13 protein-coding genes are annotated in these 14262 nt (G+C 47.9%); 7 read left to right on the top strand and 6 right to left on the bottom strand.

Annotated elements, in window-relative coordinates; genetic code table 11:
• The first annotated feature begins 408 nt into the window (after positions 1-408).
• Complete coding sequence (locus MHI06_RS01985; RefSeq protein ID WP_340400229.1) at positions 409-2241, top strand: diguanylate cyclase; 1833 nt, start codon at positions 409-411, stop codon at positions 2239-2241.
• Positions 2242-2374: 133 nt separating this feature from the next.
• Here MHI06_RS01985 and MHI06_RS01980 read toward each other — a convergent pair whose 3' ends face one another.
• Complete coding sequence (locus MHI06_RS01980) at positions 2375-2542, bottom strand: hypothetical protein (RefSeq protein WP_169480879.1); 168 nt, start codon at positions 2540-2542, stop codon at positions 2375-2377.
• 305 nt (positions 2543-2847) lie between these two features.
• Here MHI06_RS01980 and MHI06_RS01975 point away from each other — a divergent pair, with 305 nt between their 5' ends.
• The 4 genes from MHI06_RS01975 (at position 2848) to MHI06_RS01960 (ending at position 7488) form a co-directional block, all read left to right on the top strand.
• Complete coding sequence (locus tag MHI06_RS01975; RefSeq protein ID WP_169480880.1) at positions 2848-3678, top strand: histidine kinase; 831 nt, start codon at positions 2848-2850, stop codon at positions 3676-3678.
• Position 3679: 1 nt separating this feature from the next.
• Positions 3680-4336, top strand: a complete 657-nt coding sequence (locus MHI06_RS01970; protein WP_340400228.1) for a response regulator transcription factor — start codon at positions 3680-3682, stop codon at positions 4334-4336.
• Between the two features lie 201 nt (positions 4337-4537).
• Entirely contained in the window at positions 4538-6253 is a 1716-nt protein-coding gene (locus tag MHI06_RS01965; protein WP_340400227.1) for a copper resistance protein CopC, read from the top strand.
• A gap of 458 nt (positions 6254-6711) precedes the next feature.
• Positions 6712-7488 (top strand): YcnI family protein, encoded by a 777-nt coding sequence (locus MHI06_RS01960; RefSeq protein ID WP_340400226.1) that lies wholly within the window; start codon positions 6712-6714, stop codon positions 7486-7488.
• 245 nt (positions 7489-7733) lie between these two features.
• On the opposite strand, the gene MHI06_RS01955 is transcribed toward MHI06_RS01960, so the two are convergent.
• The 4 genes from MHI06_RS01955 to MHI06_RS01940 all read right to left on the bottom strand — a co-directional run bounded on the left by MHI06_RS01955 (position 7734) and on the right by MHI06_RS01940 (position 11306).
• The gene (locus MHI06_RS01955) at positions 7734-8006 is read right to left on the bottom strand and encodes a hypothetical protein (protein ID WP_017691024.1); all 273 of its coding nucleotides are present in this window, start codon (positions 8004-8006) and stop codon (positions 7734-7736) included.
• Between the two features lie 52 nt (positions 8007-8058).
• The gene (locus tag MHI06_RS01950) at positions 8059-9399 is read right to left on the bottom strand and encodes a hypothetical protein (RefSeq protein WP_340400225.1); all 1341 of its coding nucleotides are present in this window, start codon (positions 9397-9399) and stop codon (positions 8059-8061) included.
• Between the two features lie 15 nt (positions 9400-9414).
• Positions 9415-9696, bottom strand: coding sequence for a hypothetical protein (locus tag MHI06_RS01945; protein ID WP_169480883.1), 282 nt, complete (start codon positions 9694-9696; stop codon positions 9415-9417).
• A 353-nt stretch (positions 9697-10049) separates the two neighbouring features.
• Positions 10050-11306 (bottom strand): DUF445 domain-containing protein, encoded by a 1257-nt coding sequence (locus MHI06_RS01940; protein ID WP_340400224.1) that lies wholly within the window; start codon positions 11304-11306, stop codon positions 10050-10052.
• A 332-nt stretch (positions 11307-11638) separates the two neighbouring features.
• On the opposite strand from MHI06_RS01940, the gene MHI06_RS01935 reads away from it, so the two are divergent.
• Positions 11639-12466, top strand: a complete 828-nt coding sequence (locus MHI06_RS01935) for an aldo/keto reductase (protein WP_340400223.1) — start codon at positions 11639-11641, stop codon at positions 12464-12466.
• A gap of 86 nt (positions 12467-12552) precedes the next feature.
• Here the strand turns inward: MHI06_RS01935 and MHI06_RS01930 are convergent, their stop codons facing one another.
• Positions 12553-13014, bottom strand: coding sequence for a cupin domain-containing protein (locus tag MHI06_RS01930; protein WP_169480886.1), 462 nt, complete (start codon positions 13012-13014; stop codon positions 12553-12555).
• Positions 13015-13271: 257 nt separating this feature from the next.
• Between MHI06_RS01930 and MHI06_RS01925 the strand changes: the two genes are divergently transcribed.
• Entirely contained in the window at positions 13272-14123 is an 852-nt protein-coding gene (locus tag MHI06_RS01925; protein ID WP_340400222.1) for an AraC family transcriptional regulator, read from the top strand.
• Positions 14124-14262 lie beyond the last annotated feature (139 nt).

Raw genomic sequence — 14262 nt, 5'->3', positions numbered from 1 at the left:
GATACAAGCTGGGCGGCTAGTATCCATACCGCCAAACAAGATAAACAGGCTGCCCGCGGCCTGTTTTTTCTTTCTGGATTTTTGGTAGGCAACTTGATATGTTATACATCTATATAGTATACCTCAATACAAGAACACCAATTATATATTGAACTGAACATTTACACTAGAACGGAGAGGACAGAAATAACCTGAAGAAGCGGAGCGTTCGCCTAAAAGCTTTCTGAAAGAAAGCTACATCGGAAGCATATGCTATCCCGGGATTTTCCCTTTTGGAAAAAAAATCAAAAAATCTGGGGATAACAGCGATCGGAAGGTTGTTCTGTCATCGAAGTGTAAGTGTTAATACCTATCAGCTCAATTTATATACACATCAAGAGTAGACTAAACCCAAGCAGGAGATTTTTTATGAACTTTATTCGTAACCTTATCCATAAGGCAGATCGAAGCAGTCTGTATGTTATTTTGCTTAGCTGCACCGGTATCGGTGTTTTTCTGTACATGAACAAGTGGTCTTATCTTCATCTATCCACGGCAGATTGGGTTATGGTCTACACCATGCTGGGCGCAGCGTTGATTCTGGATTATTTTACGTTCCAGATTCCACCCAAAGGCAATCAGCAATCCATGGACTCATCGGTATACCTCGCCTGTATATTCATGTTTGGCGGGGCTTTCAGTCTATCGGTGTTGCTGCCTGTCTCCATCATCCTGCTAATCAAAGAGCGTAAACTCACCTGGTGGAAACATATCGTCAATTTCAGCATCTACAGTCTTATGATTACGGGAGCAGCTGCCGTGTTTGAGTGGACGGGTGGTCAATCGGGAACGTTGAATGGATATAACCTGTTTCCTTATTTCGCAGCGCTCGCAGCCTACTTCATTATTAACACGATCACGCTCGGCTTGTTCTTTCATTTCTCGACGAAGGATGCATTACAGCAGATGAAGCGGGCATTCGTTACCGAATCCCTGCTGGTTTATCTGTGTACGCTGATTCTGGCGCTGGTCCTGACAATTTTGGTTGTGCACAATGGCGTACTTGGCCTGTTGTTGTATCTGAGTCTTAGCATTCTGCTCTCCCATGCATTCAGGCAGTTGTTCGTGATGTATCAGACGATTGAGGAAAAGGCCAACACGGATCAACGTACGGGTCTGTTCAACCATAGCTATTTCGAAAGCATGTTAGAAAGCGAACTGACTAACGCTCGAACGCAGGGAACGCCGCTCTGTCTGGGACTTATTGATATCGATGATTTCAAAAAGTATAATGACCGGTTTGGTCACCTTCAAGGTGACAGCCTGCTAGCCCTGCTTGGGGATTTTCTGATGCGAAAAACGGAGGGTACACCTGTTACCGCATTTCGTTATGGCGGGGAAGAGTTCACGTTGCTCATGCCGGGCATGGAGTTGGACGAATCCTACAAGTTCATGAACAAGCTGCGCAAACAACTGAACGACACGCCGTTTGAAGGTGTTGAAGTGTTTCCGCACGGTTGTCTCTCCTTCTCTGGTGGCGTCGCGCCCTATGAGGTGGATATGTATAACAAATCCCAACTCGTGGATCAGGCCGATAAAGCACTGTATTATGCGAAGAAACAAGGCAAGAACAACGTGCACCGTCACGGCAGCAATGATGGCATGGAGCATGAGATTGATCTGGTACAGGATGTTCGTGACATCGAGCAGCAGCTCAATCTGTTCAGATACAAGGATATGGATACGTTCAAACATTCCAAACGGGTTTATAAGTATGCTCTGGATATCAGTGAATCGCTCAAGCTGGACAATGCAGAGAAACGGCGTTTCGTGCTGGGGGCGTTGATTCATGACATCGGCAAACTGGAGATTCCCTGGTCCATTCTGAACAAGAAGGACAAACTCACCGCAGAAGAATGGGAAACGATTAAAGGTCATGTCACTTGGGGCAAAAAAATGGTGATTACGAACGATCGCTTCGCCGATCTAATTCCGTATATTGAACTACACCATGAACGCTATGATGGCAAAGGCTATCCCTACGGTCTGAAGGGTAACGAGATCCCCCGGCTGTGCCGGATGCTGACCGTGATCGACTCCTTTGATGCCATGACGACAGAGCGACCGTATCAGGAGACCAAGAACGTGGAGGAAGCCATTCGGGAGCTACGCGCGTGTTCGGGTTCACAGTTCGATCCGGAGCTTGCGGAGTTGTTCATTCGATATATTGAGAAAAGAACCGCTCAGCAACAGTTGCTGTAAGATGAACAAAGTTGATTCCATATCCCCTGAAAAAGTCAAAGCGCTATCCCCGGTCTGATCGGAGATAGCGCCATTTTCATTTTCATGGAATGAATCGTACACCAGACAACTTCATTCTCGTGCAGATTCTACATTAAGATTTGGTATTCAGTTCATGTGAGGTCTGATGCAGCTCTCTAATCATCTGCTGCAAAAACATGTTGTCTTGGCGACTGATACCGTGCTGATTGTCTTGAACAAGCATCTGATGAATGTTCTTTTTGAGCAATTCACTGCGACGTTCCAATACTTCTTGACTCATGTTGTTGCGTCACTCCTTAACATGTTTTGTAATGAATTCACGTTCTATATTAAGTATAGAGGACCTTCTCCGATAGGGAAAACGGACTCAGCCTTCCTCAGCTGTTCACACCAACCCTCACCTAGCGTGACAACATTTCACCACTTGTTGTTCTTAGATATCCTTCTAAATACTCCCTGATCCTCCCCAAGTTCCTCCAGAGATACAGACTAGGGTCTTGGGCAAGCTTGCGTTATAATGGTCCCATCCCTGCATAAATAAAGTACGTTATTCAGCTAATCCTAGATCAAAGGAGTTCTGCATTCATGTCCTATAAACAAATCAAATGGATGATTCTGCTGATCCCCACTTTCACAGTAGGCATCTGGGAATATATTCGCCATCAGTTCCTGATGCCGTACCTTTCGATGGATGCCGGGAACTGGTTAACCCCCGTCATTGTGTACCTTGTCAGCGTGACACTGCTCAGCCGCTTGTTCCGCATGCTCGAAGGCGCCAGGGCTGCTCTGGAGCAAGAGCGGGCTGCCAAAGCCGCACTGGAAGCCCGAGATCAATTGGCCCGGGAACTTCATGACGGCATATCCCAGTCCCTTTTTCTGCTATCGGTAAAGACGGATAAAGCGGGCCGTAGTTTGGCCGGAAGCGGACATGAGTATGAGATCCAGGAGATTCAAAAAACGGTGCATGAAGTCAATACATATGTGAGACAAGCCATTGCCCAGTTGCGCTATGTTCCCTCCTCTACCGCGGCACCCGAGATTATCTCACTACATGCGCAGGTCGAAGTGCTCGTCAAGGAAACAGTACCTGGTGCACAGATTCACTGGGATCTAAGCGGTGTAACGTTCTCTGCCAAGGAGCAAGTGGAGATGCTGGCCTGTATCCGGGAGGGTTTATTAAATGTACGCAAACATGCGCAGGCTACACACGTTCAGGTTCACGCAGAAGGTAACCCGATTGCCTGGTTCATCTATATTCAGGATAATGGGAATGGACTGAGTGGAGATCCTCTTCATCTGAAGGATCGGTACGGACTGCGAATTACGAAGGAGCGTGCTGCCGAGATGGGATGGTCTTTTACCCTCGATTCAAGACCGGGGCATACACGAATGACGATTGGAAAGGAGCATGCCTAACATGGAACATGTACGTGTATTGGTTGTTGATGATCATGCGCATGCGCGTGAAGCGATCTGTAGTATTTTATCCGAGGACAGTCTGTTTGAAGTGATTGGCACAGCTCAGAATGGACAGGAAGCGCTAGAGCTCACCGGACAATGGATGCCTGACCTGATCCTGATGGATGTGCAGATGCCCGACATGGATGGACTGGAAGCCACCCGTCAAATCAAGTTGCGCTTCCCTTATGTTATTATCGTGATGGTCACGGTGTCGGATGATGTGACCTTTCTGTTCGAAGCACTGAAACAAGGCGCTCAAGGCTATTTGCTTAAAAATCTAACGCCTTCCACCTGGCTGGAGTACCTGCGCGCCATCGTCAGTGACGATGCACCACTCAGCAAGGAACTGGCCTACCGGATTTTGCAGGAGTTTCCCGCACCACGCAGTGAAGATGTGCAAAATAACCCGCTAACAGCGCGGGAGCTTGAGATTCTGCAGTGGGTATCCGCAGGATATACCAATCGGGAGATCGCTGATCAGCTCGGCATTTCCGACCAGACAGTGAAGAATCATTTGAAGAACATTTTGCAGAAGTTGCAGCTTGAAAATCGGGTACAACTCACCCGCTATGCACTGGAGAGCGGGCTTGCAGGCCGCAAGCTTCGCAAATAAACTTTTGCTGCTTCGAATCAGGATACATAAGAAACAAGTTGCATATCATTCATGCTTTTGTCACATTTATGTAGACTTAATCGTTTTTTTATAGCCCAATGTAGTCATACGCAATCATTTTGGACAAAGTTATAATGGGTTAGATTGTGTTTAAAACGCCATGAATGACTACAAATCTATAACCTGAGGGTGATGATTTTTTTGATTTTTACAAGCTTTACCCTGAAATGGGGCAAACGGCACTGGGCATTGGTCATCAGCCTGTTGCTCGTATGCTGCCTTGTTATGCCACAGTGGGCATCTGCCCATGCTTATATTGTTAAGGCTTCGCCAGGTGAGAATGAGATACTCGTAACTGCTCCGGAGCGGTTGACGCTGGAGTTCAACGAATCCTTGCAGACGGCCTTTTATGATATCAAAATTACCGCTCCTGACGGCACTCAGGCAGACGATGGAAACGTGCAGATCGATGCGGATCGCCCTCATATTCTGGAGACTGGCCTTCTGGCCGGACTTGGCAACGGAACATATGCCGTCAACTGGAAAGCTGTATCTGCCGATGGGCATCCGATTCAGGGAGTGTATGTTTTCCATATTGGTGAGCCTTCCGGATCGCCTGCCGGGCTGAGTGATCTCACATCCGGTTCCGGTTCAACAGGTGGACCTCTCAAATGGATCGTATCCCTGACCGACTGGATTCAGTATCTCGGGCTTTCTGTCATTCTGGGTACGCTCGCGTTCCTGCTGCTGCGGATCGCTCCGACTTCCATGACAAGAGAACCTATGGACGTTCCGGGCAGCTACAGACTGTTATGGATCAGCTATGCTGCCGCTTCTTTTGCCGCACTGGTCAGCCTGCCACTGAACACGTTATATGAATCTGGCGTGGCGCTGGGCGAGTTAAGTTGGGGACTAATCGGAAGTGCGCTCAAGCTGACATCCTTTGGCCAGATCTGGATGGTGCAGATGCTGGTCGTGATGCTGCTGGCAGTCACTATTCTGTCCGGATATGATCGGGATCGCTCCATCCGTGTGCGCATCTGGTCTTCCTATGGCTCACTTGTGCTCGTGCTCGGCTGGTTGTTCACACATGCCATGACCGGACACCCTGCTGCTGCCGATCAACGTGGACTCGCCATTGCTATGGATTTCGTGCATCTGATCGGTGCCGCTTTCTGGATTGGCGCATTGACGGCCATGGCGATATGTCTGCCTCCACTGGCGGATAAGCTACCATCGAAGGTTCGAGGGGAAGTATACTGGGTTGCCATTCGCAGGTTTACCGCCTGGGGGATTGGTGCCGTAGCCGCTCTGGTCGCTACAGGAATATACAGCAGTCTGATTATTCTGCCTGCACCCGTGCTGACCTCCTTGTTCACAACAGCCTATGGTCTTGTCCTGATCGGCAAGATTGTCCTGCTTATTGTGATGCTTGTCTTCGCGTGGCGTCATGCCCGATTGGCAAGAGCAGCAACGGGAAGCAGATTATCCGGTAGCCTAAAAGCCGAACTTGCCACCGGTGCTGTGATTCTCGCTCTGGCCGCCGTACTGACCCATCTGTCCCCAGGACAACCGGCAGCGGTCGGACCGTATCAGGAGACAAAAACTACAGAAGACGGCTCGGCGATCACACTTCAGGTGAGTCCCAATGTAACGGGAGAGAACCAATTCGAAGTCGATGTGAAACGTGCAGACGGTAGCATCGTTAACGATCTGGAACAGATCACACTGTCACTCACACATCTGGACATGGATATGGGGATCTATGAGATCACCATTCCGAAAAACGACACCGGTGTGTACAAGGCTGAAGATTACATCTCCATGCCTGGACGTTGGAATATCAAGGTACATCTCCTGACCAAGACGTTGGATGCACTGGATGCCGAATTTGAGATCGACACCGCCAAGCCATAGTTACACAACGTTTATATTGAAAAGTGACCCAATCTAAAATTAGTGTTTCTACAAACTGCAAATGTAGTGAAGGGAACGAATTGATTTTGGAGAAGCGAAGCTCAGCCTTTATTCCGGGATTTCATCTTACTAAATATAAATTGAACTAATGTTTGCACTGAAACGGAGAGGACAGAAAAAACCTGAAAAAGCGAAGCGTTCGCCTTTATCACCGGATTTTCCCTTTGAGAAAAGGGAATCAAAAAAATCTGGGGATAACAGCGATTGGAGGGTTATTCTGTCATCGGAGTGTATGTGTAAACCGAATTTAGTTAAATTTATAAAGTTGTATAAAAATCCCGGAATAACGGAGTTCGTAAGAACCATTCGTAACCGAAACGGCCTTTGCAGAACGTAGACACTCATTTAAGAAAATGGGCCGCATCATATATGATAAGAACTGAGAGGGGTTTTTTATTTTGAAGAAAACATCATGGATTTCCAAACTAACATCCACTATCGCAACAGGTACCGCAGCATTCATGTTATTCGCCGGATTCGCGAGCGCTCACGTTACCGTTAGCCCATCCGTTGCACAGACAAGCGCATGGCAGACGTATACGATTAAGATTCCATCCGAGAAAGAACTGCCTACGACCAAAATCACGATGAAAGTTCCAGAAGGTGTTGCATTCAAGCAATACCAACCACTGGCAGGCTGGAAAATCACCACCGAGAAGAACGATTCCAATGAAGTAACATCGATTACGTGGGAAATTGACGGCGATAACGAGGGCATTCTGGCAGGACAATTCCAACAGTTCAACTTTGTTGCACAGAACCCTACGGCTGAAGCTGAAGTGGCTTGGGATGCATTCCAATATTACAGCGATGGCAGCATTGTAGAATGGACAGGCCAACCAAGTGACGCCAACCCGCATAGTATTACGACGATTAGCGAAGATCCGGCTGCTGCTGGTAATGCTGCGGCAGGTGGAGGTCATGCCAACGATGGACATGATAGTGCAGGTACAGAAGGAGCCACTGGGGATAATGCAGCTACCGACGATAGCAAAGCAAACGATGACACCACGCTGGGCGATGCACTCAATGACACCGTTACAGGTGAGCCGAACAACACGGATACAGACCCGGGTACGCTGAAGCTTCAACAAGCAACATTGATCGTATCCATTCTGGCCCTGATCTTGTCCTTCTTGGGGATCGCTTTGGCTACACGTCGCAAAAAACGTTAAGAACTAAATTGCAATTTACGATAACTTGAGACAAGTTAAGAGTAGAAAAAAGCCTATGGCGTCGGGATCAAACCCGATCTGCCATAGGCTTTTTAGCTATCATCATCATCATCATCATCATCATCTTTGATTGACTACCCATGTTCTTTACAATCCGTGGTTTAGGCACTAATCATGCCGCTCCACGGTCACATTCATATTAACGCTGATTACCACCCGCAATATGGCATCAGCCTTACCACTATTTAGCGTTCCTGATCCGTCTGGATCATAATCTCAATGTATTGCAGCAAGCTTTTCTTCTGCTGTTCAATGGATTGAATGCGTCTGGACAGGCCCGCAAAAAACTCTTCAATCTGCTGCCTTGTATGATCTGCAGACTGCCCCTTCCAATCGTTTAGGCGACTGTATAGCGCCCTCGCTTCCTGTTCATCGGCTTGCAGACGGGCAAGCAGCTGTGTCAGTTCTTTTTCCGCAATCCGAAGATCATTCAATTCCACCAGCAATTGTCCACCCACTCGTGTTCCCCTCCCCTATGTACGTGATATCAACGCTAGCCACCCAAGAATCCTAATTAAAATGAACCGGACTCTCGTCCGCCTGCCGGAAAGCATCCGCCTTCTCATCAATAAAGTTAAGGAACTGGCTGGTGTGTTTCATATGCCATGTGCCAAGCTCATGAATGGATGCGTCCAGTTGGGTGACAATCGGCTCCAATCTGCGACTGCGACTCGTATGCAGATATTGAGCCATGCGGGTTCGTACCTGATTCAACTCCGCATTGCACTGCTGTGCATTCTGCTTCCACCGTGAAGCGACACTTTTCAGTTCTTCCGGCGTTACCTGAATCAGACCGGAAGCCGCAGCAGCCGAAGCCATACCTCCACCGCCACCAGACTTGGAACGTAACGGACCGAAGTTCTTGCTGAACGGCCCCATGTGATCCATAAGGCGCGGTGAATAGCGGATTCTTTCTCCAGTAATCGGATCATACAGGTCATTGGATATGTAACCATTTTTGAAATCATATTGATCCAGACTGTGGTAGTTTTCCCCGCCAAACGAGTTCTTGGCTTTATCGATGATGCTCACGCCATCATTCGCCGAGTCATAATCGGAGTTGATGTAATAGGTCGATCCCACATGCCGATCATATCCTCCGAGCGTTCCGCTAGCTACCAGATCACTGGGATTTGCATAGTTCACAACCTGCCCGTCAAATGCACCCGCTTCAGCCTGGCGCCGCACTTCTGGCGTCAAATTACCCATTACAGATGGTGCACTAAACGTCACGGCTGGAATTCCGGTATAAGCGGATGCATATTGTGCATTTCCACCGCCCAGGGAATGTCCGGTCATCGAAAAATTCAGATCCTTATGCTTGTTCTGCATGTGATTTGCATAGTCTTCGGATTGATACATCTGGTTGGCCCAGCCTGTAGGGGAGACAGTTTTTTCAATATCTTTTACACGATCACCCGTCCAGTTCTCTACGCCTCTTACCCTGTCACCAGCCCAATCCTCCACTTTGGATATGCCGGTGAAGTCCTTGACGCCTTCGACCCCTTTGTCGAGCCAATCCGGCGTAAGATTATTGACAAAGTTTCCGGCCTCCTGCTGGCCCTTACGAATTAACTCTCCGCCCCCGATGCGCCCATCCATGACAAAGTCAGGTACAGAGCGATCCAAGGACGCACTCCCTTCTGTACCACGATAAGCAATGACAGCTTCCTTGGTCTCGGGATTATAAAATGTTACGGCATCAAAACCGGAAAAATTGTTACTTTCCGTCCCCTCAAGGACCTCCCATCCGGGAAGTTCCGTTAATCGATCTCCAGCCTTTTGATCCTGATAGGCTAGATCAGACATCGTTTTGTACGTTTCATCATCAATATTGGACCCGTTACTCAATAACTGCACCTCCCTTTATTTGACGTATGGATCGTGTCCCTTGGCCATCATCACTTCCTCAATTTCAGGGCTGATAACTAGGTTCTTGGTGACCTTCTTTTTGTAGTCGTACGAAATGCCAAAGCTCTGATCTTCATGATCTTTCACATGCCCTTTCAGTCCAATCTGGGACACTGCCATTTCCGGCAACAACTCTTTGCTTGTAATCACAACATCCAGTTCGAACTTCTGTTTGAAGTGCTGGATTACGGTTGCTTCAGCCTCTTGGTATAGAGCTTCCTTCTCACTTGCATTCATGTTCTGACAACCTCCCAGAAATATAGTTAACACCATCATCAGTGTGAATAAACTCATTAGCGATCCTGCACGTTTAATACCGATCCCCCCTCTTGGTAGAATGGAGGCACTCACGATATGTGAAGCACGCCCTATTCATCTGTTACCTGCATCATAGTACAAAATCAACATGACCACATCGGCTGAGAGCATCGTTTTCATGTAACTTTCTTCCTATATGATTCAAATTAGACACTTTGGTGTACATTACCCACTTTCCTATTTCTTGCATCATATACATGTAATTTTCCCTTCTACGACAAAAAGAGCCGGCTCTTCGAAAGAGCGGCCCTTTATTTTACCATGTTGAACTGTTATGCCAATGCCATCTGCAGCGCAGTCAGCGCAATCCCGATAACAAATCCGGTAACGGCTCCGTTGATCCGAATCCATTGCAGATCCTGTCCAACCTTATCTTCAATCATCGAAACCAAAGTAGCATTGTCCATTTTGTCCACATTTTCGCGCACCAGTTTACCGATTTTGGAATGGTTTTTCTCCAGCAATGTTGTGACGCCATCTACAATCTTGGCATTCATACCCGTCATCAACTCATGATCTGTCCGCAGATCAACCAATACCCGCTCAATGGCAGGCAGCGCATACATATCTACATACTGTCCATCTTCCATCGCGGCGAGCGCTTTATCTCTCAGTTCGGTGAGCTTGTTCAGCACGGTTTCCTCGGCGTTCCAGCCATCCAGCATATTGTTCTTCCAGCTGTTGATTCCATCTTGCACACTATCACTTATCGCGAGCCTTATTGTCTGGGTACGTACCAGATCCAACACTTTGTACCTTAGCGCGCTACCTTCACGTTTCATATCCTCTACCCGATCGAAGAGATATCCTTGCAAAATGCCACCCAGGCGCTCCTCGTTCATATAACCAAGGAATGCATTCATCGCAAACTGCATCAACCCGTTCATCTGAATACCGCTGATGGCTTTCATGCCGCTTTCACCCAAAAACATGATTGTCTCCGGTTTAACGAGCCACTCCTCGGCTTGCTTCAGTCCGTAGTCCAACGCTTTGGCGTCGTAGCCCCGCTCTGTCATCTGGTGGGCAGCCCGTTCCAGAATCGGCCCCAGATCGAAGGCGCCCGCCTGTGACTTGATCTCACCCGCTACGAGTGGAGCAATCTGCTCTAACGGCAGACCCGCCAGAATTCGTTTGCAGAGTGTATCAATCATCGTCTTGATCCCGTCATTGTGAAGCTCACGCGTCAATGTATCGAGCACCGTCTCAGCTGCTTTGAAATCTGCAATTTTCTCGGTAATACTGTCTTTGTTGAGTAGGTTATTCTCTACTGCGGAGACCAGACCTTCGGTCATTTTATCCCGATTTTTTGGCAGCAATGCTGTGTGAGGAATGGGAATGCCCAGCGGGTGACGGAATAGCGCCGTAACTGCGAACCAGTCCGCCAGTCCACCCACGAGTCCTGCTTCAAATGATCCTACCAGCAACTTGCCCACCGGAACGCCCTGGAACGGCAAGGATGCAGCAAATCCCGCTCCCATCACCACGAGAGACCAGGCTGCTGCTTTTTTGGTTTGTTTAGGTTTAGCCATTGTATTCTTGCTCCTTTATCGTTAATCGCACGGCCGGCGTGTACCCGATTCCGCACTTCTTCGTTTCTTATGTAAAATCTCCAATAGTACAGTCTTGACTTCCATATATCGTATACTTCATCTTATCACCCACAAGCGTCAAAACCAAACCTCTGGTTGAAGAAAAAGGATAATAGCGGCGTTTACTTCGTAAGATAGATCATGTTATTTTCCAATACAAGGAAGTTTTTAGTATAATCAATCAAGACGGCTCTTCGATATCGATTGGCCGCGGAACAGCAGGGTAATTACATAGTGGAACAAAGGATCAATAAGAGGAGGAATTTCGGATCATGAAACACGTGCAGGACACAACCACGCTCTACAACGGAGTCAAAATGCCATGGCTGGGTTTTGGCGTATTCAAAGTTAAAGACGGAGACGAAGTCGTTCATGCTGTCAAAACGGCGATTCAAGCCGGGTATCGCAGTATCGATACCGCCAAAGCGTATAACAACGAAACAGGTGTTGCTCAAGGTATTCGTGAATCCGGAGTAGCCCGTGAAGATCTGTTCATTACCACTAAAGTATGGAATAGTGATCAGGGATATGAATCCACGCTGGCTGCCTTCGAGGCAAGCATGGAACGACTCGAACTGGAGTACCTGGATCTCTATCTCATCCACTGGCCGGTCAAAGGCAAGTACAAAGACACATGGCGAGCGCTGGAGAAACTCCATAAAGAAGGACGTATCCGCGCGATCGGCGTGAGCAACTTCCAGATTCACCATCTGGAAGACCTGATGATCGATGCCACGATCAAACCTGCGGTAAATCAGGTGGAGCTTCATCCACTACTGATTCAATCGGAGCTTCGTAAGTACTGCAACAAACATCAGATTCAGATCGAAGCCTGGTCTCCGCTCGGACAAGGTCATCTGATGGATCATCCGTTGCTTCAGGACATCGCCACCAAATACAGCAAGTCCCCCGCACAAGTAATTCTGCGCTGGGATCTGCAGAACGGCATCGTGACGATACCGAAATCCGTTACGCCTGAGCGTATTCACGCAAATGCCGATCTCTATGATTTTGAATTAACTTCGGAAGAAGTAGAGCAGATTAACGGCCTGAACGAGAACAAGCGCTTTGGTTCTGATCCAGACAACTTTAACTTCTAACTACATCATTCAAATAACTAAAAAATCCCGATTCGGATGCCTGAGCATCTCGGATCGGGATTTTCATTTCTCATATCAAGTACTTACTATTCGCCTTTGGATACCAGCTTGAAATCATCAAAGTGGAAACCTGGCGCTACTACGCAAGTTACCAGTACAGGCTCATCGCCCAGCGGGCGTGCTGTCTGCCATACGCCGGCAGGAACGAGCACCTGTGGCGATTGTCCTGCAGCAATATCCATTCCCAGAACGAGAACTTCCTCGTTCTCCGGGTTCTCCCCGTTGCCGCCCAGCTTCAGTTCAACTGGACTGCCGCTGTGCCACAGCCAAAGTTCATCGGACAGAACCGTATGCCACTCGGAGATCTCATGTGCGTGCAGCAAGAAATACGTGGAACTTGCCGAGAATCGTGGGCCGGAGTATGCATCCGGCAGAACGGATTGAGGAATCTGATAGGATGCCTTCCATTCTTCCTTATACCAACCGCCTTCAACGTGAGGTTGCATATTGAGCGCAGCAACCAATGGCGATAATTCATGTGTCGTCATAACCTGTTTCCTTCCTTCCAAATCATAGTCGAGACACTCCTTAACCAGAGTTTTGCCTCTCTCTCACTACTCTAAAACATCATTCAAGTTTTGTCACCTTGACAGCGCACATGGGCCATGCCAGATTCGTTCTCCTGGTATTTAACAATAGGATTAAAGAAATATTTCATTTCCAATGATAGCGTTTACAAAAAGATGGATTTTCCGTTATGATATGGATATCGTTGTTAATCCGTGAAGCAGAGGGGTGCTGTACCATGAGTCTCATAGAGGATCGAATTGGACCCAAATATCGAATCGGGGGACATTCATTTACCATTGAACATATGCGCAGACATGATGGAAACGGTATGCCACAGCCTCACGCTCATCCATTCTACGAACTGTATTACCTGCTTGAAGGAGAGCGGGTCTATTCCATGAATGGTCAGATTCTGTCTGCCCGTAAGGGTGATTTTATTCTGATTAATCCACACGATGTACATACCACCTCCAAAGGAAGCATTCCCGGATTCGAACGGATTCTAATCGGTTTTTCGCCTGCTTTTGCGACGGGAATGGAACTCGGCATATGTGGCCTGTTGCCTTTTAATTGTTCAAGACTCCTTCGCCTGCCTGAAGAGGAACAGCCTGAGATGGAGCGCATATTGTGGCAGATGCTGCAAGAGTGCAAAGAGCGCCGTCCTCACTATGAGATCGCGGTACGAAGTCTGCTTGCCCAACTTTTGATCCGTATTCATCGGGTAGAAGAGATCATCCGGCAGTCATGCCCAGGTCCGTTGCATCCGATGCAGGACAAAATCAGCGAAATTGTCACTTATGTAAATAACAACTATACCGAACCACTTACGCTGGAGGGTGCAGCAAATCGTTTCTATATCAGCCCATCCTATCTAAGCCGGATGTTCAGCCGATTTACCGGGTTTCGGTTTAGCGAATATTTGCGTGTTGTTCGTGTCCGGGAGGCACAGCGAAGATTGCTGTCCACACAAGAGCGCGTACAAATGATCGCAGAGAAGGTAGGATTCGAGCATACGGCTCATTTTAACAAAACATTCAAACAGGTCACCGGTACAACACCGCTGCGCTATCGCAAGGAACATCGGTAGATCATCAGATATCATCATATAGAAGCCGAGTGGGTAGCCTTGCTCCAGAGAATACGCCCCCTTATATCGAGAAGCACCACGATTACTGGATCGATGGCTACGCCACTGCGGCTGAATATGACCAACTTGTATAAACCTT

Origin of the sequence: Paenibacillus sp. FSL H8-0079 (assembly GCF_037991315.1) — a bacterium.
Lineage (GTDB): Bacteria > Bacillota > Bacilli > Paenibacillales > Paenibacillaceae > Paenibacillus.
Note: the sequence above shows the minus strand (reverse complement) of the source record. Positions and strands in the feature narration are given on the sequence as shown.